Annotated in this window: 17 protein-coding genes; 4 read left to right on the top strand and 13 right to left on the bottom strand. The window is 73.6% G+C overall.

Annotated features, from left to right (window positions below):
• Window positions 1–225: 225 nt before the first annotated feature.
• The 3 genes from ABD330_RS04275 to ABD330_RS04265 form a co-directional block, all read right to left on the bottom strand.
• Window positions 226–432 carry a hypothetical protein gene (locus ABD330_RS04275; RefSeq protein WP_344460845.1) on the bottom strand — a complete coding sequence of 69 codons (207 nt, stop codon included), beginning with the start codon at window positions 430–432 and terminating at the stop codon, window positions 226–228.
• Between the two features lie 23 nt (window positions 433–455).
• Complete coding sequence (locus ABD330_RS04270) at window positions 456–3,425, bottom strand: type 2 lanthipeptide synthetase LanM family protein (RefSeq protein WP_344460843.1); 2,970 nt, start codon at window positions 3,423–3,425, stop codon at window positions 456–458.
• Window positions 3,426–3,634: 209 nt separating this feature from the next.
• Window positions 3,635–4,801 carry an agmatine deiminase family protein gene (locus tag ABD330_RS04265; protein ID WP_344460841.1) on the bottom strand — a complete coding sequence of 389 codons (1,167 nt, stop codon included), beginning with the start codon at window positions 4,799–4,801 and terminating at the stop codon, window positions 3,635–3,637.
• A 197-nt stretch (window positions 4,802–4,998) separates the two neighbouring features.
• Between ABD330_RS04265 and ABD330_RS04260 the strand changes: the two genes are divergently transcribed.
• Window positions 4,999–5,682: a TetR/AcrR family transcriptional regulator gene (locus ABD330_RS04260; RefSeq protein WP_344460839.1), complete on the top strand. Its 684-nt coding sequence runs from the start codon at window positions 4,999–5,001 to the stop codon at window positions 5,680–5,682.
• Between the two features lie 55 nt (window positions 5,683–5,737).
• On the opposite strand, the gene ABD330_RS04255 is transcribed toward ABD330_RS04260, so the two are convergent.
• From ABD330_RS04255 to ABD330_RS04220, 8 genes are all read right to left on the bottom strand, one after another.
• Window positions 5,738–6,601, bottom strand: a complete 864-nt coding sequence (locus ABD330_RS04255; protein ID WP_344460837.1) for a DUF4436 family protein — start codon at window positions 6,599–6,601, stop codon at window positions 5,738–5,740.
• Window positions 6,598–7,806 carry an agmatine deiminase family protein gene (locus tag ABD330_RS04250; protein WP_344460835.1) on the bottom strand — a complete coding sequence of 403 codons (1,209 nt, stop codon included), beginning with the start codon at window positions 7,804–7,806 and terminating at the stop codon, window positions 6,598–6,600. The genes ABD330_RS04255 and ABD330_RS04250 overlap by 4 nt, the downstream gene beginning before the upstream one ends.
• A gap of 384 nt (window positions 7,807–8,190) precedes the next feature.
• Window positions 8,191–8,988 (bottom strand): ABC transporter ATP-binding protein, encoded by a 798-nt coding sequence (locus ABD330_RS04245; RefSeq protein ID WP_344460833.1) that lies wholly within the window; start codon window positions 8,986–8,988, stop codon window positions 8,191–8,193.
• Entirely contained in the window at window positions 8,981–9,958 is a 978-nt protein-coding gene (locus ABD330_RS04240) for an ABC transporter ATP-binding protein (protein WP_344460831.1), read from the bottom strand. Before ABD330_RS04240 ends, ABD330_RS04245 begins: the two co-directional genes overlap by 8 nt.
• A complete protein-coding gene (locus tag ABD330_RS04235) occupies window positions 9,955–10,809 on the bottom strand; it encodes an ABC transporter permease (RefSeq protein WP_344460829.1) in 855 nt (284 codons plus the stop codon). The genes ABD330_RS04240 and ABD330_RS04235 overlap by 4 nt, the downstream gene beginning before the upstream one ends.
• Window positions 10,806–11,765 (bottom strand): ABC transporter permease, encoded by a 960-nt coding sequence (locus ABD330_RS04230; RefSeq protein ID WP_344460827.1) that lies wholly within the window; start codon window positions 11,763–11,765, stop codon window positions 10,806–10,808. Before ABD330_RS04230 ends, ABD330_RS04235 begins: the two co-directional genes overlap by 4 nt.
• The gene (locus ABD330_RS04225) at window positions 11,762–13,414 is read right to left on the bottom strand and encodes an ABC transporter substrate-binding protein (RefSeq protein ID WP_344460824.1); all 1,653 of its coding nucleotides are present in this window, start codon (window positions 13,412–13,414) and stop codon (window positions 11,762–11,764) included. The genes ABD330_RS04230 and ABD330_RS04225 overlap by 4 nt, the downstream gene beginning before the upstream one ends.
• Window positions 13,415–13,484: 70 nt before the next feature.
• Window positions 13,485–14,501 (bottom strand): agmatine deiminase family protein, encoded by a 1,017-nt coding sequence (locus ABD330_RS04220; RefSeq protein ID WP_344460822.1) that lies wholly within the window; start codon window positions 14,499–14,501, stop codon window positions 13,485–13,487.
• A 257-nt stretch (window positions 14,502–14,758) separates the two neighbouring features.
• Here ABD330_RS04220 and ABD330_RS04215 point away from each other — a divergent pair, with 257 nt between their 5' ends.
• The 3 genes from ABD330_RS04215 (at window position 14,759) to ABD330_RS04205 (ending at window position 17,921) form a co-directional block, all read left to right on the top strand.
• Window positions 14,759–15,334, top strand: a complete 576-nt coding sequence (locus ABD330_RS04215) for a TetR/AcrR family transcriptional regulator (RefSeq protein ID WP_344460820.1) — start codon at window positions 14,759–14,761, stop codon at window positions 15,332–15,334.
• A gap of 181 nt (window positions 15,335–15,515) precedes the next feature.
• Window positions 15,516–16,673, top strand: coding sequence for an agmatine deiminase family protein (locus tag ABD330_RS04210; protein WP_344460818.1), 1,158 nt, complete (start codon window positions 15,516–15,518; stop codon window positions 16,671–16,673).
• Window positions 16,674–16,745: 72 nt separating this feature from the next.
• Window positions 16,746–17,921, top strand: coding sequence for an agmatine deiminase family protein (locus ABD330_RS04205; RefSeq protein WP_344460816.1), 1,176 nt, complete (start codon window positions 16,746–16,748; stop codon window positions 17,919–17,921).
• On the opposite strand, the gene ABD330_RS04200 is transcribed toward ABD330_RS04205, so the two are convergent.
• Window positions 17,918–18,127: a hypothetical protein gene (locus ABD330_RS04200; RefSeq protein WP_344460814.1), complete on the bottom strand. Its 210-nt coding sequence runs from the start codon at window positions 18,125–18,127 to the stop codon at window positions 17,918–17,920. The genes ABD330_RS04205 and ABD330_RS04200 overlap by 4 nt on opposite strands.
• Window positions 18,128–18,369: 242 nt before the next feature.
• On the bottom strand, window positions 18,370–18,924 hold the full coding sequence (locus ABD330_RS04195; protein ID WP_344460812.1) for a TetR/AcrR family transcriptional regulator: 555 nt from the start codon (window positions 18,922–18,924) through the stop codon (window positions 18,370–18,372).
• Window positions 18,925–19,057: the final 133 nt, after the last annotated feature.

Genomic DNA, 19,057 nt, shown 5'->3' with positions numbered 1-19,057 from the left:
CCGCGAGGGCCGGGGCCGGTGCGCCGGTGGCCGGCCGGGCCGGCGGAGGGTGCGCCGCCGGGCAGGCCGGGGCCGCCCGGGGCGCGCGGAACCGCGCGTCGCGGTGGCCGCGGCACCCTCGCTTCCGGTTGGGCGGGTCCTCCGCGCGCCTCCGGCCCGGCACGGCTCCGCGCGGCCCCGGGCGGGCCCGGCAGGCGGCTGCCCGGCGGGCCGGCCGACGGGACTTCAGGACTCCTGGGGTATCGAGAGGGTGAAGGTCATCGTCGGGAACTGGTGCGAGTTGCGCAGTGCGCTGTGTCCGGCCAGCAGGCCGGCCCGGCGGGCGAGGCCGCCGGGCCGGCCGAGGCTGATCTCGCCGGCGGGGTGGTCGACGGTCCCGCCCTGCCGCGCGCCGGGCTGCTTCCACTGGCGGACCAGGTCGATGGTGTCCATGGTGGTGGTTCCTTCCCTGAGAGTCACGGCGCCGGGGGTGACGGCCGTGACGTGACCGGCGGCTGCAACAGCAGCGCCGAAGCTGTGAGTGCGGGGGCGGCGAGCCGCAGCAGCCCGTGCCCGATGCCCGCGAGCCCGGTCAGCAGGCCGGGCGCGGTGACCCCGCCGGGCGTGCCGCAACGCGGTCCGTACCGCTCCAGGTCGGCCAGCAGCGCGCCCGCGCGGCGGTCCGGCCCGGCGGGCTCCGCCGTCCGCGCGAGCAGTTCCAGCACGCCGAGCTCGCCGTGGCAGAGGCTGTGGTCGGACGACGGACCGTCCGGCGCGCCGGCGCCGGGCCCCGACCCGTGGGCAGGCCCCGACCGGTGGACAGGCACCGGCCCCTCGGCGGGAGCCGGGCCGTCGGCGGCCGCGAGCGCGATGCCCGGCAGGCCCCCGCACCAGGACCCGTCCTGCCGGGCGGACGCGGCCTCGGCCGCCGAGCGGAGCGCGGACAGCCCCGCCTGCTCGTACCCGGCGCCGCCGCCGGCCGCCGCGTACCTGCGCAGCGCCCAGCCGACACCGGCCGCGCCGCTGCCGAAGCCGGGGACGGCGGGCAGCGGGCGCTCGGCGAGCAGGGCGGCGCACGTGCGCGCACCCGTCCAGGCCTCGGCGGAGCCGGTGGCCGCGTGCACCGCGAGCAGGGCCGCGAGGCCGCCGGCCGTCCCGTCGAGGACGCCTGACGCCTCCTCGGCCGCCGCCGCGGCGGCGGCGAGCCGTACCGCCGGTGCGACCCAGCTCCGGATCTCGGCGTCGTCCAGCGCGACGGCGACGTGGGTGAGGGCGTAGGCGATGCCGCCCAGGCCGGCGAAGCCGCCGGAACCGACCAGGCCCAGCTCCTCGGGGTGCTCGGCGAGCTGCTCCAGCAGCCCGGGCAGCGGGCGCAGCGCCCGGCGGGCCGTCGTCGCGTAGCGCTCCTCGCCGGTACGTTCGGCCAACTGCGCCAGGAAGAGGGCGACCCCGGGGCAGCCGGAGCCGAGGTCGGCGCCGGCCGGGCCGAGCCGCCAGTACCGGTCGGCGAGGAGTTCGAGCCCGAGCCAGTTCGTCCGGGTGCCGCTGCGGTGCGCGTCGGCCAGCAGCCGGTCACCGATGCGGCGGGCGGCGGCGAGCAGCCGGCCGGGGGTGGCGGCGGGGGCCGCCGGTACGGCCGGGGCCGGGGCGGCGGACCGGGTCGGGGCGGGCGCGTGGGCGGGGGCGGTGGGCGCGTGGGCGGGGGCGGTGGACCTGCTCGCCATCGCCGCCCGGACGATCCACTCCTGCGCGGCGAGGTCGGCCGGGCCCATCCCCCGGATCTTCTCCGTCACCCGGTCGAGCCCGGGCCGGTCCAGGACGCCGGGTGTCCGGTGTCCGGCGCCGCTCCAGAAGTCCGCCGAGCCCGGCCGGGTGGTGAACAACGGGACGTCGCCGTCCCACAGTTCAGCGATCTCCTGGTCGAGCAACCCGGGCCAGCCGGCCGGGTCGAGCGCGTCGGTTCCCAACACGCCCAGCAGATCGTCCCGTTCGGCGGCGTCGCGCAGGACGTCGGGGTGGGTCGACTCGTCGAGCAGCCGTGCGTAGGCGTGGGTGGCCCGGGCCACCACCCGGACCTCGTCCTCCGCGAACCGGCTCAACAGGCCTTGTGGGCCAGTGAGTTCACTCCGGCCCGCCTCGATCGCGCGGTAGCCGGCCCGGAAGCCGGCCAGCAGCGCCTCGGTGTGCGCCGCCGGGTCAGCGTCGGCCCCGGCGAGCCGGGGGCGGTTCGCGGCGCCGCCGAGCCGGGCCGCCCGGCGGACCAGCCGCATCCCGTCGGTGCCGCCGTCCGCCCAGTGCACGCTCTCCACCGGCGAGCGGCGCCCGGCGTCGCCGCCCAGACCGGAGATGTCGGCCGCCGTCTCCTCGCCGAGGAACAGGTGCGGCAGCAGGCCCGTGCGGTACACCGAGGACTCCAGCGCGCGGGCCGCCGGGTCCTCGTCCGGCCGGGCGGGGGCACAGGGGTGGAAGACGGTCTCGACGTCGACCAGGACGGGTTCGGCGCCGCAGGCGATCAGGTTCTCGAAGTGCAGGTCGGTGGTGTCCAGCGCGTGCAGCAGGGCAAGCCAGCCGCCCTGCCGGAGGTAGAACCGCTCCAGCTCACGCTCGGTCGTACAGGGGTGCGGGGTGACGAACTCGGCCCAGCCGTAGCCGTCCCGCACCAGCAGGGCGAGGGGCCGCAACCGGGGTGCGCCGGGCCGGGCGTTGAACCAGCCGACCAGGTCGTTGACGTGCCCGTGGGCGTCCAGCGGGCGCGGCTTGTACACCACCCGGGTGCCGTCGGCGAAGCGCAGCACGGCGACGGACCGGCCGCGGCGGTGGCCGTCGCCGGCCGTCCGCTCCACGGCGACCAACCGCCCGGGGTCGGCGCCGGCCAGCAGGCCGGCCACCACGGCGGCCCGGTCGGCGGCGAACCGGTCCAGCAGTTCCGCCGCCGCCTCGGCCGCGAAACGGCAGGTCTGCGCCAGCAGCCGGGCCAGTACCGGGTACTCCTGGAGCAGCGCGGCCAGGCCGTCCTGACCGCCGATCAGCGCGAGGAAGCTCCGGAACCTCGCCGACGGGGTGTCACCGGCCAGCCGGCCCGTCACCCGGGCGACGTTGAGTTCCAGGACCAGGGTCCGGGCGGCCTGCCGGCCCAGGGTGGCGGCGAGCTGTGTGACGAAGTCCGCCCGGACGGCTCGCAGGTCCGCCGCGTCCTCCGGTACAACGGTGGCCAGGCGTGCTGCGGCGAGTTCGGCGAAGGGCGCCAGTACGGCCGCGAATCCGGTCGTACCGGGCAGCTCGCCACTCGGGACGCGGGGCTGCGAAGTGACGGACGAGACCGCCGACTCGGCGAACTCGGCCCACTCCGGCCTTGTGGTGCAAGGCAGTTCGGCCTTGGGCAGGCCCCGCAACCACCAGGGCGCGGCCGTAACCGCAGCCGCGACTTCCGCCTGCGCACCGATCATGGGGCTGAGCTTGTCAGCCGACGGCGCGGCCGCACAAGAGTGCGATCCACAAATCGGACCCAAAAAGATCATCTTTTCCCCGCAGCTCCGGGTGCGGCCCGTAGGCCGGCCCGAGTGCGGCTCCGCACTCGGGCCGGCCTGCGGGCCGGCCTACGGGCCTAGCTGTACTGACCCGTGAGGTTGGGGACGCGGCTTGCGGGTCGGTACACCTACGGCACCGGCTGCGGCTGGGTGACGCAGTGGATGCCGCCACCGCCGCCGCCGAGGCTGTCGATGTTCAGCTGCTCGACCACCCGGTCCGGGAAGAGCTGCTGGAGCGTGGCCTTCGCGGCGGCGTCGGCCCTGGAGTCGCCGAACTGGGCCGAGATCACGGCGCCGTTGCAGAGGTAGTAGTTGGCGTAGGAGCCGACGAAGTTGGGGTTGGTCGAGCGGATCACGTTGTAGTCGGGGCCCTGGAGCCGGGTGACCTGGATCGGCAGGCCCTGGGCGTCCGTCGCGGTGGAGAGCACCTGGTACTGCTGGCGCTCGTCGTTCGACCAGATGTCGGTGTCCGTCGCCAGCGGCATCTGGACGAGGGCCGTGGCGTCGTCCAGGAACCGGGAGGTCGCGTCCACGTGGTCGTTGGTGATGTCCTGGCCGGAGATCCCGGTGAACCAGATCACCTTGGAGGCCCCGTACGCGGCGCACATCGCGGCCTCGATCTGGGCCTGCGTCAGGTTCGGGTTGCGCTTGGGGTCGATGATGCTGCTCCTGGTGGCCATCAGCGTCGCGTCGCCGTCGGTCTCGATCGCGCCGCCCTCGCTCACCAGCCCGGCGGCGGTGAACGGCACCCCGACGTAGGCCGCCACCTTCGAGGCGACCAGCGCGTCCTTGGCGTGCGTCTGGTGGTTGCCCCAGCCGTTGAAGTTCAGGCCGATGGCGTCCAGCCCGCCCGCGCCGTCGGTGCGGAACACCGGGCCGCTGTCGCGCATCCAGCAGTCGTCGACCGGGATCGTCCCGATCACCGTGACCGAGGAGCCGCAGGCGGACCTCGCCTTGGCGACGCTCGCCGAGTTGGCGCACATCACGACCGGCTCGTACTTGGCGATCGTCCTGGCGATCAGCGCGATGTTGGCCTGGACTCCCGCCAGCTGCCTCCCCCAGATGGCGGAGCTGTCCGGCCAGGCCATCCAGGTCCGGGTGTGCTGGACGCTGTCGATCGGGACGGCGAAGGCCCCGGCCGCGCCCGGCGCGGGCGGCGCGGCGGAGGCCGCCCGCCCGTCGGCCCACGCGGTGCCCCCCGTGCCGGCCGCCCAGACCGCGCCGGCGGCCGTCAGCCCTGCGGCGGCCAGGAAGTTCCGCCGGCCCAGCGCGCGCGGTGCTGTGTGATCGTTCATCTCTGAACTCCCCTCAACCATCGGTGGTGCCTCCACCGATGACCGGAAAGCTATAACTGACCAAGCGCTCGGTCAATAAGAAGCGCAACGCCGGTTTCCGACCTGACACACCGTCAGAAACGGTGCCGGAGAAGGACCGTGCCCGGGGCCGATCACCCGGCCCCGGGCCGCCGGGCCCGGCTCGTTAGAGTGAGCGGGTGGCTACCCGCTCCGAAGACCCCCGCCCCGGCACCCCCGCAGAGCACACGGCAGAACGCACGGCAGAACGCCCCGCGGCCCGCCAGGCCGCCAGGCCGCGTGCCTCGGCCAAGGGCGAGCAGACCCGGCTGCGGCTGATCGCGGCGGCGCGGACCCTGCTGGCCGGGAACGACGAGCTGGGCCCGTTCACCACCCGCAACGTCGCCGCGCTGGGCGGCGTGACGCACGGGATGTGCCACTACCACTTCCAGAACCGGACCGACCTGCTGGTGGCCGTGGTCGAGGACATCCGGCCGGAGTGGATCCTGCCGCTGGAGGAGGCGGTCGGCGCGCCCGGCGGCTTCGCCGAGCGGGCCGAGCGGGTGCTCGCGATGCTCACCCAGCCGGAGGCCGCCGACCTGTCCCGGCTGCACTCCGCCCTGCACTGGTTCGCGCTGAATGACGACCGGGTCCGGGAGAGCCTGGCCGCCGAGTACCGGCGCTGGCGGGCCTGCTTCGTGACGCTGTTCCAGGTGCTGGCGGACGAGCGCGGCGACGGCCTCGACCCGCGCCCGCTGGGCGAGGCCGTGGCGGCGGCCGCCGACGGGCTGGCCGCGATCCAGTCGCTGGACGCGCGACTGGAGGCCGGACCGGCCCTGCGGGCGCTGGTGCTCGGGCTGGCGTCGGGCGCCTCGGCCGGGTGAACCGCCCGTCGGGGTGGGCCGCCCGGGCCGGCGGGCCGCCCGGCGGGCGCCGGGTTCACTCCTCCATGAGCCGCCGTTCGTGCCGGATGCCGAACGCCGCCGTACAGGTCAGGCTCGCCGCGATGATCCCCTCGGCCCAGAAGAACGCGATGTAGTCCATCAGCGAGCCGATCGGCGGCGAGCCCGGGGCCGCGTTGCGCAGCCCGACCAGGGCGAACAGGGTCGCGGCCATCCAGCCGAGGGCCGGCCAGACCAGCCCCTGCCGTTTACGGATCAGCACCTCCGCCCCGCCCAGCACGGCCAGCGCCAGCGCCCACATCGCGGCGATCATGAACCAGGCCAGGATGAAGGTGCTGCGCGACCTGCTGACCCGGGAGTCGAGGCGCGCGGTGGCGCCGGACGCGCCGGTGTTCTTCGGCCGCACGACGAAGAACGGGTCGGAGTCGGTGAAGGTGAGCGCCACCGGCACGGCGCTGCCGCCCGCCGAGGCCGACCAGCCGACCGAGACGGTGTAATGGTCGAAGGGGTAGTCCGAGGGCGTGCCGCCGGACATGCCCACCGGGATCAGCTGGAGTTCGGCCGGCTCCCCCGCCCTGGCCTGGAACGGCTTGGTCAGCGCGGTGGCGGCGATGTCCACGTCCCGGGTGAAGACCGGCGCGTCGGGCGGGCCGCCGGCCAGGGTGCCGTGCGGGATCGGCACCACGGCGAGCGTCAGCTCCTGGGTGGCCGGGCGGACCTCCTGCGCGGTGATGTCCAGCTCCACCCAGTCCCCGGTCGGCCGGGCACCCAGCTCCCTGGTCTGCTGGCGACTGTCGCGCTCGTCGAAGTACAGCGCGATGCCCGTCCCGCACAGCGCCGCGATGAGCGCCAGGACGACGAACTGCCGCACGCCCCGGCGGCCCGGCCCGGCGGTCGTCACGAGCCCGCCGGGGTGGCGGAGGAGGAGGCCGCGCCCGGTTCGGGCTGCTGCTGGGTCGAGCAGTGGATGCCGCCGCCGCCGGCCGCGACGGCGTTGATGGTGACCTGGACGACCTTGCGGCCGGGGTACAGGTCCGCGATGGTCGAGGCGGCGAGGTCGTCCGCCGCCTGGTCGCCGAAGCGCGGCGCGATCACCCCGCCGTTGACCACGTAGTAGTTGAGATAGGTCGCCAGGAAGTCCTTGCCCTGCCCCTGGATCCTGGTGGCGTCGGGCTCGGTGAGCTCGACCACCCGCAGCTTGCGGCCCTGGGCGTCGGTGGCGTCGTGCAGCACCTGGAGCGCCTGGTCGGACGCCCTGGACCAGATGTCCGGGGGCGTGTCGGCCGCCGGGCGGTGCAGGGCGACCACGGCCGGCCCGGCGAACCGGGCCAGCGCGTCGATGTGGCAGTCGGTGATGTCCTGGCCGGCCACGCCCTGGAACCAGATCACCTTCCGCACGCCGAGCAGATCCTTCAGCGCCGCCTCGATCTGGTCACGGCTCCTGCCGGGGTTGCGGTTCGGGTTGACGAGCGAACTCTCGGTGCACATCAGGGTGCCCTCGCCGTCCACCTCCAGCGCGCCGCCCTCGGCCGTGACGGATGCCTGGATGCGCTTGATGCCGTACTTGTCGAGCAGGTTCCGGGCGACCTGGCCGTCGTTGGTGTGGGTCTGCTTGTTGCCCCAGCCGTTGAAGTTGAAGTCCACGCCCGCGAGCCCCTGCGGACCGGTGACGAAGGTCGGGCCGGTGTCCCGGGCCCAGAGGTCGTCCACGGCCAGCTGGACGACCTCGACCGAAGGGCCGCACAGCTGCTGCGCCGCGTCGCTCTGGTCCGGCCGGGCCAGTAGGACCACCGGCTCGAACTGGGCGACGGCCTGCGCGATGTGCGCGATGTCCTGCCGGACGGCGGGCAGTTGGTCGCCCCACACCTCCTCCAGCGCGGGCCAGGCCATGAAGGTGCGGGTGTGCCGGGCCGTCTCGGCGGGCATCGCGTACGAGGCCGCGGACGCGGCGGCCGTGCCGGGCGCGGTGCCCGGCCCGGCCGCGGCGGACGGCCCGGGCTCCGGGGTGTCCGAGGAGGACGAGCTGCAGCCGCCGAGCGCGGCCGCGGCCGCGAGGGCCGGGCCGGAGCGCAGCAGCGTGCGGCGGGACAGCTGGACCTTGCGCATGAGGACCTCGTCGTCGGATGTTCCGGTGGAAATACGGCGATTCCCGACACTAGGTGCCGCCGGGCCCGCCGGCCCCGCACCGCACGCCGCCGTTCGGGCGACCCGGCGCGGCTCCGCCTGCGACAACCACCCGACCTAGGGCCTGTCTGACAATTCGCGTCGGATCAGGCCGGGTCTCCCCCAGCCTTCGGCTGGGAGGTGCCCCCATGGTGCGTGCTCTCGGCGTGCGGCCGGGGCGCCCTCGTAGCGGAGCTACTTGGGCGTTCCGGCCGTGCGGCGAATGGGGGCACCCCCGGCCGAAGGCTGGGGGAGCGTGCCGGGCAGGCCGGACCCGGCTGGGGGCACCTCCCGGCCGAAGGCTGGGGGCGAATTGTCAGACAGGCCCTAGAGCGCCCGCCGGGCCGCCGCGATCCGCCCCGGGTCCCAGCCCGGCCGGGGTACGGACTCCAGCAGCAGCCGGGTGTACGGGTGCTGAGGGTTGGCGAGCACCTCGGCGGTGCGGCCCGACTCGACGATCCGGCCGTGCCGCATGACGATCACCTCGTCGGTGACGCACCGCACCACCCCCAGGTCGTGGGTGATGAACAGGTAGCCGATGCCGGTCTGCTCGCGGATCTCGCCGAGCAGGTTGAGGATCTGCGCCTGCACGGAGACGTCGAGCGCGGCCACCGCCTCGTCCAGCACGAGCACGGCCGGTTCGACGGCCAGCGCGCGGGCGATGGCGACGCGCTGCCGCTGGCCGCCGGAGAGCTGCCGGGGCAGCGCCCCCGCCTCCCGGCTGCCGAGGCCCACCTGGTCGAGCAGTTCGGCGGTCCGCCGGGTGTGGTCGGCGTCGGGGAAGTGCAGCCGCAGGGTCTCCCGCAGCACCGCGCCGACCGGGGTGCGCGGGTCGAGCGAGAGGAACGGGTCCTGGAAGACCAGCTGCACCTCGCGGGCCCGGGCGAGGCGTTCGGCCCGGCCGCGCCGGTGCTGCGTCCGGTCCCGGCCGTGCACCAGGACCCTTCCGGCGTCCGGGTGTTCCAGGCCCACCACGATCCGGGCGGTGGTGGTCTTGCCGGATCCGGACTCGCCGACGATGCCGAGCGAGCCGCCCTCGGGCAGGCTGAACGAGACCTTGTCGACCGCCGCCACGGCACCGAAGGTGCGGCAGAGGCCGACGGCCTCCAGGACTGTGCTACTCATCGGTGGTCCGTCCTTCGAGCCGGTCGCTGTGGTGGCAGGCGACCCAGTGGGCCGGATCGCCCGGCAGGGGCAGCCGCTCGGGCATCCGCTCGGTGCAGACCTCGGTGGCCAGCGGGCAGCGCGGGGCGAACGGGCAGCCCGTCAACTCCTCCTGAAGGCTGGGCGGTTGGCCCTCGATGGCGGCGAGCCTGCCCTGTGGCGCGGCGAGCCGGGGGGTGGCGGCGAGCAGGGCGGCGGTGTAGGGGTGGCGCGGGCGCTCGAACAGCGTGGCCGCCGGGCCGGTCTCGGCGATCCGCCCGGCGTACATCACGTACACCCGGTCGCTGATGGCGGCGGCGAGCCCGAGGTCGTGGGTGACGAAGAGCAGCCCGGTGCCGAACCGCTCGCGCAGGTCGCCGAGCAGCGCGACCACCTCGGCCTGGGTCGTCACGTCCAGTGCGGTGGTCGGCTCGTCGGCCAGGATCAGGGCGGGTCCGCCCATCAGCGCCGCCGCGATCATGACGCGTTGCAGCATGCCGCCGGAGAGCTCGCCCGGGTACTGGCGGAGCGCGGCGGCGGTGAGGCCGACGGCTTCGAGCATCTCGGTGGCCCGCGCGGTGGCCTCGGCCTCGGGGGTGCCCGCGTTCAGCCGCAGGCTCTCGGTGAGGAAGTCGCCGATCCGGCGCAGCGGGTTGATGGCCGACCTGGGGTCCTGGAAGACCATCGCGGCGGTGCCGGTCCGCAGGTCGCGCAGTTCGGCGGGGTTCATCGCCAGCACGTCCTGGCCGGCCACCCGGACGGCGCCCTCGGTGGCGGCGCCGGCCGGCAGCAGCCGCAGCACGCTGCGCGAGGTGAGCGTCTTGCCGGAGCCGGACTCGCCGACCAGCGCGACGGTCTCGCCCGCGCCGACGGTGAGGTCGACGCCGTCGAGGACGGGACGGGCGGTGTCCGGCAGGCGCAGCCGGAGCCCCTGGATGTCGAGGATGTTCAACGGTCCCTCCTGGCGACCTGGTCGGCCCAGCGCTCGCCGACGACGTTGAAGGCGACCACGGTCAGCACGATCGCGGCGCACGGCAGGATCGCCGACAGCGGGTAGCCGTGCTGGATGGCGACCTGCCCGTCGAAGACCATCCGGCCCCAGTCGGGGGTCAGCGCGGGGACACCGAGCCCGAGGAAGGAGAGGCCGGCCAGGTCGATCAGGGCGTAGCCGAAGTTGATGGTGGACTGGGCGAGCACGACGGGTGCGATGTTGGGGATGACGTGCCGCAGGCAGATCTGCAGCCCGGAGTGGCCCTGCACCTGGTACGCCTCGACGTAGGGGCGTTCGCGTTCGGCCAGGACGAGCGAGCGGGTGAGCCGGCTGACGTACGGGAGGTAGGCGACGGCCAGGGCCAGCACGGGGGCCAGCAGGCCATCGCCGTAGATCGAGACGATCAGGATCGCCAGCAGCAGCCCGGGGAAGGCGAAGACCAGCTCGGTGCTGCGGGAGAGCACCGAGTCCAGCCAGCCGCCGCGCCAGGCGGCGGCGACGCCGACGGCGACGCCCGCGAGGGTGGAGAAGACCACCACGCCGAGCGGGCCGAGCAGCGAGGTGCGCGCGCCGGTGACCAGGCGGCTGAGGGTGTCGCGCCCGGCGGAGTCGACGCCGAGCAGGTGGTCGGCGGACGGCCCGCCGTACGCGTTGCCGAGGTCGACGGCGTTGGGATCGTGCGGGGAGAGCCAGGGGGCGAGGACGGCCAGCAGGACGACCAGGCCGACGAAGCCGAGGCAGAGCAGGTAGAGCGGCGAACCGGCGGCGCGGATCCGGGCGAGGCCGGGGCGGCGGACGAGGGCGGCGGTCACGGGGCGGACCTCCGGGGGCCGAGGGTGACCCGGGGGTCGACCAGCGGGTGCAGCAGGTCGACGACCAGGTTCACCGCCATGAAGAGCCCGACGATGATCAGCGAGATGGCCTGGACCACGGGGAAGTCCTTGGTGGTGGTGGAGAGTTCGAGGAGCTGGCCGACGCCGCCCACGCTGAACGCGGACTCCACCAGGACGGTGCAGATCAGCAGCGTGGAGACGATCAGGCCGCCCGTGGTGAGCACCGTGCCGAGCGAGTTGCGGAACACGTGCCGGCGGATCACCTGGTGCTCGGACACCCCCCGGCTGCGGGCCACCGCGACGTGCTCCTGGCCGAGGACTTCGAGCATCGCGGCGCGGGTGACGCGGGCGAGCATGCCGATCAGGTAGAGCGCGAGGGCGATCGCGGGCAGCGTCAGGTGCCACACCAGCTGCCCGAACCCGCTGCCGGTACCGCTGCTGGGGAACCAGCCGAGCTTGACGGCGAACAGGCCCTGGAGCAGGACGGCGGCGACGAACGAGGGGGTGCCGACCGCGAAGGTGGTGGTGACCAGGATGGTGGCGTCGGTGGCCCCGCCCTTGACGGCGCCGGTCCAGCCGAGCGCCAGCCCGAGCACGACCACCAGCACCAGCGCCATCGCGACCAGCATCAGGGTGCTGGGCAGCCGGTCCGCGAGCAGCTTCGACACGTCGGTGCGGTACTCGATCGAGCGCCCGAAGTCGCCGTGCAGCACCTGGCCGAGCCAGCGCAGGTACTGCACCGCGAACGGGTCGTTCAGGTGGTACTGGTCGTTGATCGCCTTCAGCGCCTCCGGCGAGGCCGACCGGCCCGAGAGCAGGAAGCTGGCGGGGTTGCCCGGTGCCAGGTACATCGCGCCGAAGATCACGAAGGAGGCGGCGAGCAGCGTGGCGGCCATCTCGGCCAGCCGTCGTACGGCGAACCTCAGGAAGTTCACCGGGCGGCCCCCACATCGGCGGCCCACGGGTAGTACAGGTACGAGATGGTGGTCGGCGCGCCGGTGATCCGCTTGTTCAGGAAGACGCTGGTGGGCCAGTTGGCGACGGGGATCCACAGCAGCTGGTCGGCGGCCTGCTTCTGCAGCTTCGCCTCGATCGCCAGCCGCTGCGCCGGATCGTAGGCCGACTGGGCCTGCTTGACCAGGGCGTCGTACGCCGGGTCGCTGTACTGGGCGTAGTTCTGGAAGCTGCCGGTCTCGAAGTTGGTGAGCAGGTCCATCGGGTCGGTGACGGACAGGTAGTACGTCTCCGGGAACATGTCGATGCCCTGGCGGGCCTTCGGGTCGGTGAACAGCGCGGAGAAGGCGTCGGGGGCGATCGTCTTCAGCCGGACGTCCAGCCCGATCTGGGTCCCGGCCGCCTGGACGGCGGTGGCCAGCAGCGACACGTCCTGGCCGATCGAGCTGGTCGCGACCGTCACGGTTTTGCCCGTGGCGCCCGCCTCCTTGACCAGCGCCTTGGCCTGCGCCAGGTCCTGCGCGGCCGACGGCAGGTCGAAGGCGGCCTTGCGGGTCTCCTCGGGCGCCGCCGCCCAGGCGGCCGGGACGGTGAGCGCGCCCGTCACGGAGCCGACCCCGGCCAGGCCGGTCTTGACGAACCCGGGCCGGTCCAGCGCCAGCGAGAGCGCCCGGCGCACCCGGACGTCGCCGAGCGCGCCCTGCATGTTGGTGACGTTGAGGTTGACGGTGCTCAGGCTCTCGCCGAAGTACAGGGTGCCCACGCCGCTGGAGCGCAGCCGGTCGTAACTCTCGGTCGGGATCAGGTAGCCGCCGTCGATCTCGCCGCTCAGCATCGCGTTGGTACGGGCCGAGGGGTCCTTGAGGAAGTCGAAGACCACCTTCTTGGACTTGGCCTTCGTGCCCCAGTAGTCGTCGAAGCGGGTCAGTTCGAGCGACTGCCCCTTCGACCAGGTGCCGAGCTTGTACGGGCCGGTGCAGTCGACGCTGTTGCTGCCCCAGTCCTTGCCGGCCGCCTTCACCGCGGCCTGGCTGGCCACCACGCCGGCGGCCGTCGCCATGTACTGCGGGAACTGCGAGTCCGGCGACTTGAGCTTGACGGTGACCTGGAGCGGGCCGGTCTTCGTCACCGAACCGACGTTCTGGAAGACGCTCGACCAGGCCGCGCCCAGGTTCGGGTCCATCTGGCGCTCCAGGCTGAAGACCACGTCGTCGGCGGTCATCACGCTGCCGTCGTGGAAGTGCACGCCCTGGCGCAGGTCGTAGACCCAGGTGGCCGGGTCGGGGTTGCTCGCCTTCTCCGCAAGGCCCGGGACCTCGGTGAGCTGCGGGGTCCACCGCATCAGGCTCTCGCAGACGTTGGACAGGATCATGTTCGACGGGTAGTCGAAGGCGTTGACGTAGTCCAGGGTCAGCGGCTCGGCGTACAGGGCCCAGCTGAACGAGTCCAGCCCGCCCTTGGCGGCGGGGGTGCCGGCCGAGAGCTGGTAGGCGGCGGACGTACCGGAGCCGGCGGGCGGCCCGGAGCAGGCGGCGACCAGGGTGAACGCGGTCAGTGCGGCGGACGCGAGCGCGAACCCGCGGCGCGCGGACGGGCGGCCCCGGTGGGGACGGGGCAGGGGTCTGGACATCGGTGTGCTCTCCTTCACGCGGGGCAGGGGGCGGCCGCGGGGTGCGGCGGCCGGGGGACGACCGCGCGGGTCATCCGGTCGGGCCGGCGACCGGCACCTGCTGGGTGATGCAGTGGATGCCGCCGCCACCGTAGGCGATCACCCGGGTCCGCACACCGACGACCTTACGGCCGGGCAGCGCGGCGGCGATGACGGCGAGCGCGCCCTCGTCCCCGGGCGCGTCGGCGATCGGCACGACCACCCCGCCGTTGGCGACGTAGAAGTTGAGGTAGCCGACCTCGGTGCGGCGGCCGTCGACCTCGACGAACGAGCTCTGCGGCAGCTCGACGATCTCCAGGCTGCGGCCCCGGGCGTCGGTGGCCGCCGCCAGCACGGCGCGGTTGACCCGCATCCGCTCGTGGTCGGGGTGCGCCGGGTCGCTCGGCAGCTGGACCACGACCTTGCCCGGGGCGACGAACGCGCAGACACCGTCCACGTGGCCGTCGGTCTCGGTGTCCTCCAGGCCGCCGTACGGCAGCCAGATCACCTTCGTCACGCCGAGCCGGGCGATCAGCTCGGCCTCGATCTCGGCCTTGGTCATCCCGGGGTTGCGGTTGGGGTGCAGCAGGCACTGCTCGGTGGTGATCAGCGTGCCCTCGCCGTCGACGGTGATCGCGCCGCCTTCGAGGATCATCCGGGACTCGATCCGCGGGACGCCGAGACGCTCCAGCAGCGCGGCGGCGATCTTGTCGTCGGTGTCGAAGGGGTGGTGCTTGCCGCCCCAGGCGTTGAAGCGGAAGTCCACCCCGGCGCGCTCGCCGTCCGGCCCGAGCACGAAGATCGGCCCGGAGTCGCGGAACCACGAGTCGTCGATCGGCAGCTCCACCACCTCGATCCCGCCGCCGTCACCGCACAGTTCGCGCGCCTCGGCCGCCTGGCCCGGCACGCAGACCATGGTGACCGGTTCGAACTCGGCGATGGCCCGGGCGACCTGGGCGTACTCCCGCCGGACCTCGTCGTACGTCTCGCCCCACAGCTCGCGCCGGGTCGGCCAGGCCATCAGGCAGCCCTCGTGCTCGGTCCACTCGGCCGGCATACGGAAGTTCATGATCACTCGCTCACTGTTCGAAGGTTCAGTCAGGGCTGGACAGGGAGAACGGGATGGAGGGGGTGGTTTGGTGTCCCGAATCTTCCATCGAACTGAAAATTCAGTCAATACTTCGGGAGGTGGCAGTTCTGCACCCACCACGACCAGGACATATACCCCCGTATACGCAGGGCTGGGGCCCAGCACCTGGCACATACTGATACTTCAGTCAGGAAATGGCTGCCGACCGGGCCGACCGGCCAGTAGAGTGTCGGCTCGTGTCGGACCGTCGAACAGAGATACTCAGGGCAGCCACCCGCGTCATCACGCGGCGCGGCGTGCGCGGACTGCGGGTGGCAGAGCTGGCAGCCGAGGCGGGCGTCTCCACCTCGCTGATCTACTACCACTTCACCGACCGCGCCGGGATCCTGCACCGGACCCTGGAGTTCATCAGCGACCGGGCCGGCCGCTACACCGCCGAGCGGGAGCCCGTCGGCGAGGACGACACCGACCCGCGGACCGACCTGGAGCAGATCCTGCTGCTCGAACTCCAGGACACCCCCGAGGTGCGGGAGAACAGCACCGCCTGGGGTGAGCTGCGGGCCAGCGCGGTCTTCGACCCGGAGCTGCGTGAGGACCTGGCCAAGGCCACCCACACCTGGGTGCACGAGATCGCCGAGCTGCTCGGCCGCGCCCACCCGATGGGCACCGCCCCCGCCCACGCGGCCTCCGCCGAGCGCCTGACGGCCCTGCTGGAGGGCCTCAGCGTCCGTTGGCTCAGCGGCTCGCTGCCGCTGGAGCACGCGCGCCACCTGCTGCTGGGGGCGATCGACACCGAGCTGCGCCGGCCCTGACCGGCCGGGCGGCACCGCCCGGGGCCGCGAGGGCACGGCTCCGCGCACGGGCCGCCGGGTACCGCACCGACGTGCGACTTCGGTCTTGACTGAATTTTCAGTCAGTGTCAGAGTGTGGCCATGGCGAAGCTCCTTACGGCAGCCCACCTGCCGCCGGAGCGATACTCGATCTGGAGACTCCATGACTGACGCAAGCAGCTCCGGCCGTTCCCTCGGCAGCCGCCTCTTCGGCTCGGCGCCCTCACGGCGGGCCGTGCTGGGCGCCGCCGGGCTGGGGGCGGCCGGGCTCGCGCTCGGCTCGACCGTCGCCGCCGCCGGCCCCGCGAGCGCGGCCACCCGGCGCTGGTGGGTGGAGAAGGACGACGTACCCCACACCCGTACCTGGATGTCCTGGCCGTCCCGCAAGTCCGTCTGGGGCCGGCAGCTGGCCGGCGTCCAGCAGGACATCGCCCTGATCGCGGCGACGATCGCCCGGTACGAACCGGTGGTCATGTGCGCCCCGGAGGAGGACGCCGCCACCGCGCGCTCCTGGTGCGGCCCGATGGTCACCGTGACCACCGCGATCCCCACCGACGACCTCTGGATGCGCGACATCGCACCGGTCTTCCGCCGCGACGGCCTCGGTGGGCTCGACGCCGTGGGCCTCGGCTTCAACGGCTGGGGCAACAAGCAGACCCACTCCTACGACGCCCAGGTCGCCAAGGGCATCGCCGACTACGACTACCTGGCCTTCAGCCAGGCGGACTTCGTCGGCGAGGGCGGCGCGATCGAGACCGACGGCGACGGCACCGTGATGGCCACCGAGAGCAGCCTGGTCAACCGCAACCGCAACCGGGGCATGAGCCGGGACGAGATCGAGGCGGCGGTCCTCGACGCGTACGGCGCGGACAAGATGATCTGGGTGCCCGGCCTCAAGGGCCAGGACATCACCGACGACCACATCGACGTCACCTCCCGGTTCGTCCGGCCCGGCGTGGTGATGGTGCAGCTGCCCCCCGCGGACCGCAACGACGTCTGGGCGCGGGACGCCCGGGAGCAGTTCGGCATCCTGGCCGGCTCGACCGACGCCAGGGGCCGCCGGCTCCAGGTGATCCGGGTGGACGGCCCGGACACCGTACGGTCGAAGGACTCGAAGTTCGTCGACTCGTACCTCAACTTCCACCTCGTCAACGGCGCCCTGATCACCGCACAGTTCGGCGACCAGGTCAAGGACAATGCGGCCCGGCAGGCCCTGGCCGCGGCGTTCCCCGGCCGCGAGATCGTCCAGCTGGACGTGGACCGCCTGATGGCCGGCGGTGGCGGCATCCACTGCTCGACGATGCACGAGCCCCGGCCGTAACGGTCCGTCCGGTCACCTGCCCGCCCGTCCCGTTCCGCCCGTCCAGTTTCGCTCTTCCCGCCGGAGTCCCACGTGTCTGATCCCTCCCTCTCCCGCCGCACGATGCTGCGCTCCGCCGCCGGCGCCGGCCTGCTCGCCCTCGGCGCCGCGGCGTGCGGCCCGGCCGACGACACGGCGGAGCCCGGCACGTCCGCGCAGCCCTCGGCGCCGGCCGCCAAGGGGGTCCCGACCCCCGGGCGCAGGTTCGGCGCCGAGTGGGAGAGCCACGCGCGGACCTTCATGGCCTGGCCCGCCTCGGACGGGATCTGGGGCGGGCAACTGGCCGGCGTCCGGCAGGACATCGCGGGCCTGGCCCGGGCCGTCGGGGGCTACGAGCCGGTGGTGATGTTCGCCCGGCCCGGGCAGGAGGACGCGGCGCAGCAGGCCTGCGGCAACGGCGTCGAGGTCGTGCCGCTGCCCGTGGACGACCTGTGGGCCCGGGACACCGTCTCGGTCTTCGTGGAGGACTCCGGCACCCTCAAGGGCGTCGACTTCAACTTCAGCGGCTGGGGCAACAAGCAGAAGGAGCACGGCAACGACACCGCGCTCGCCGCCGCCGTGCTGTCGAAGTACGGGATCGGGCGGATCGGCACACCGGTGGTCGCCGAGGGCGGCTCGTTCGAGACCGACGGCCAGGGCACCCTGCTGGTCACCGAGAGCTCGGTCGTCAACGAGCGGCGCAACCCCGGCAGGAGCCGGGACGAGATCGAGGCCGAACTGATGAAGGCGCTCGGCGTCAGCAAGGTGATCTGGTTCGCCGGGGTACGCGACAAGGACATCACCGACGCGCACGTCGACTGCCTGGTCCGGTTCGTCGCACCCGGGGTCGTCCTGCTCGACCAGTCCTTCCCCGGCGGACCGGCCGACGTCTGGTCACGCTCGGCCGCCCAGGCGAAGGAGGTGCTGAAGAACGCCACCGACGCCCACGGCAAGCCCCTGCAGGTGATCGAGCTGCCCCAGCCGGACCCGGACCGGATCACCGGCCGGGGTGACGCCTTCGTCTCCTCGTACATCAACTTCTACGTCGCCAACAAGTCGCTGTTCATGCCGCAGTTCGGCGACGCCACGGCGGACGACCGCGCGCAGCAGATCCTCCGGGACCACTTCCCGGGCCGGGACATCGTGCCGCTGAAGATCGACAACATCGCCTCCGGCGGAGGCGGCATCCACTGCTCCACCCACGACCAGCCCGGCAAGCCGGTCGGCTAGCCGTCACCGCCGCCCGACCGGTTCTGGAGCCGCCGCCGACGCCGGCGGCGGCGGCTCGCATCGGAGGGGCGCACCAGCTCGCCTGCGGCGAGCGTCACGCTCGCCACGACGCGGACCCAGCGCGGCCCGCCGCGCTCCGCCCACACCACGCACACGCACCCGCCGACGGCGAGCGCCAAGACCCCGAGCAGTACCGGACCGATCATGTTCCCCACTCCCGCAGCCGTTCGTCCGTGCCGGGTGACCGGCCCCCGAGCGGGCCGGAGCACCCCGGATGCCGGATCGAGGGGCCTCCCGGCCCGGCCCACCATTCTTACCTGCCCGGGCCCCTGACCGATGGTCCGACCTGCGCGGCGGTCCCGCGCACCGCAGGCCGGCTCCGGGAGACCGGGCGCCTGTGACGTCCCGGTCCGGCCGGGTCAGTCGCGGGGTCCTCCGGTGGGTGGTGTCAGGCGTGGAGCCGGCGGAGTTCGGCGTCGATGCCGCCCAGCATCAGTTCGCGGGCGTGCGACAGCGGGAGGCTGCCGCTCAGCCAGCGGACGCTCAAGCCCTCCAGCAGCGCCGTCAGCCGCTCGGCGGAGCCGGCCAGGGCGGCGGCGCCGCCCATCGGGTGGACCTGGCCGAGCAGTTCCGCGACCTCCTGGACCCACACCAGCGTCGCCCGCGCGAGATCCTCCCGCAGCTCGGGGTCGAACACCGCGCTGGCCCGCAACTCGCCCCAGGCGGTGCTGTTCTCGCGGACGACGGGGGTGTCCTGGAGCTCCAGCAGCAGTGTCTGCTCCAGCTCGCCCCGGGCGTCCAGCGGACGGCCGTCGGACCCGCGCTCGGCGGTGTAGCGCTCGGCGCGGTCGCTGATGAACTCCATGGTCGCCCGCAGGATCCCGGTGCGGTCCTTGAAGTGGTAGTAGATCAACGCGGTGGACACACCCGCCTCCGCCGCCAGCTCCTCCACCCGGAGCCCCCGCACGCCACGCCGGGCGATCACCCGCGCGGCGGCCTCCATGATTGCCGTTCTACGATCAGCCACAAGCCGACACCCTACCCGGCCCCGGTTGCCCCGGCGGGCGCCCGCCTGACTAAAATGCCAGTCAAGAGCAGCGCCCCCATCCAGCGGTTTCAGGCCCGGCCCGCGCTGA

Origin of the sequence: Kitasatospora kazusensis (assembly GCF_039529945.1) — a bacterium.
GTDB classification, from domain to species: Bacteria; Actinomycetota; Actinomycetes; order Streptomycetales; family Streptomycetaceae; genus Kitasatospora; species Kitasatospora kazusensis.
Note: the sequence above shows the minus strand (reverse complement) of the source record. Positions and strands in the feature narration are given on the sequence as shown.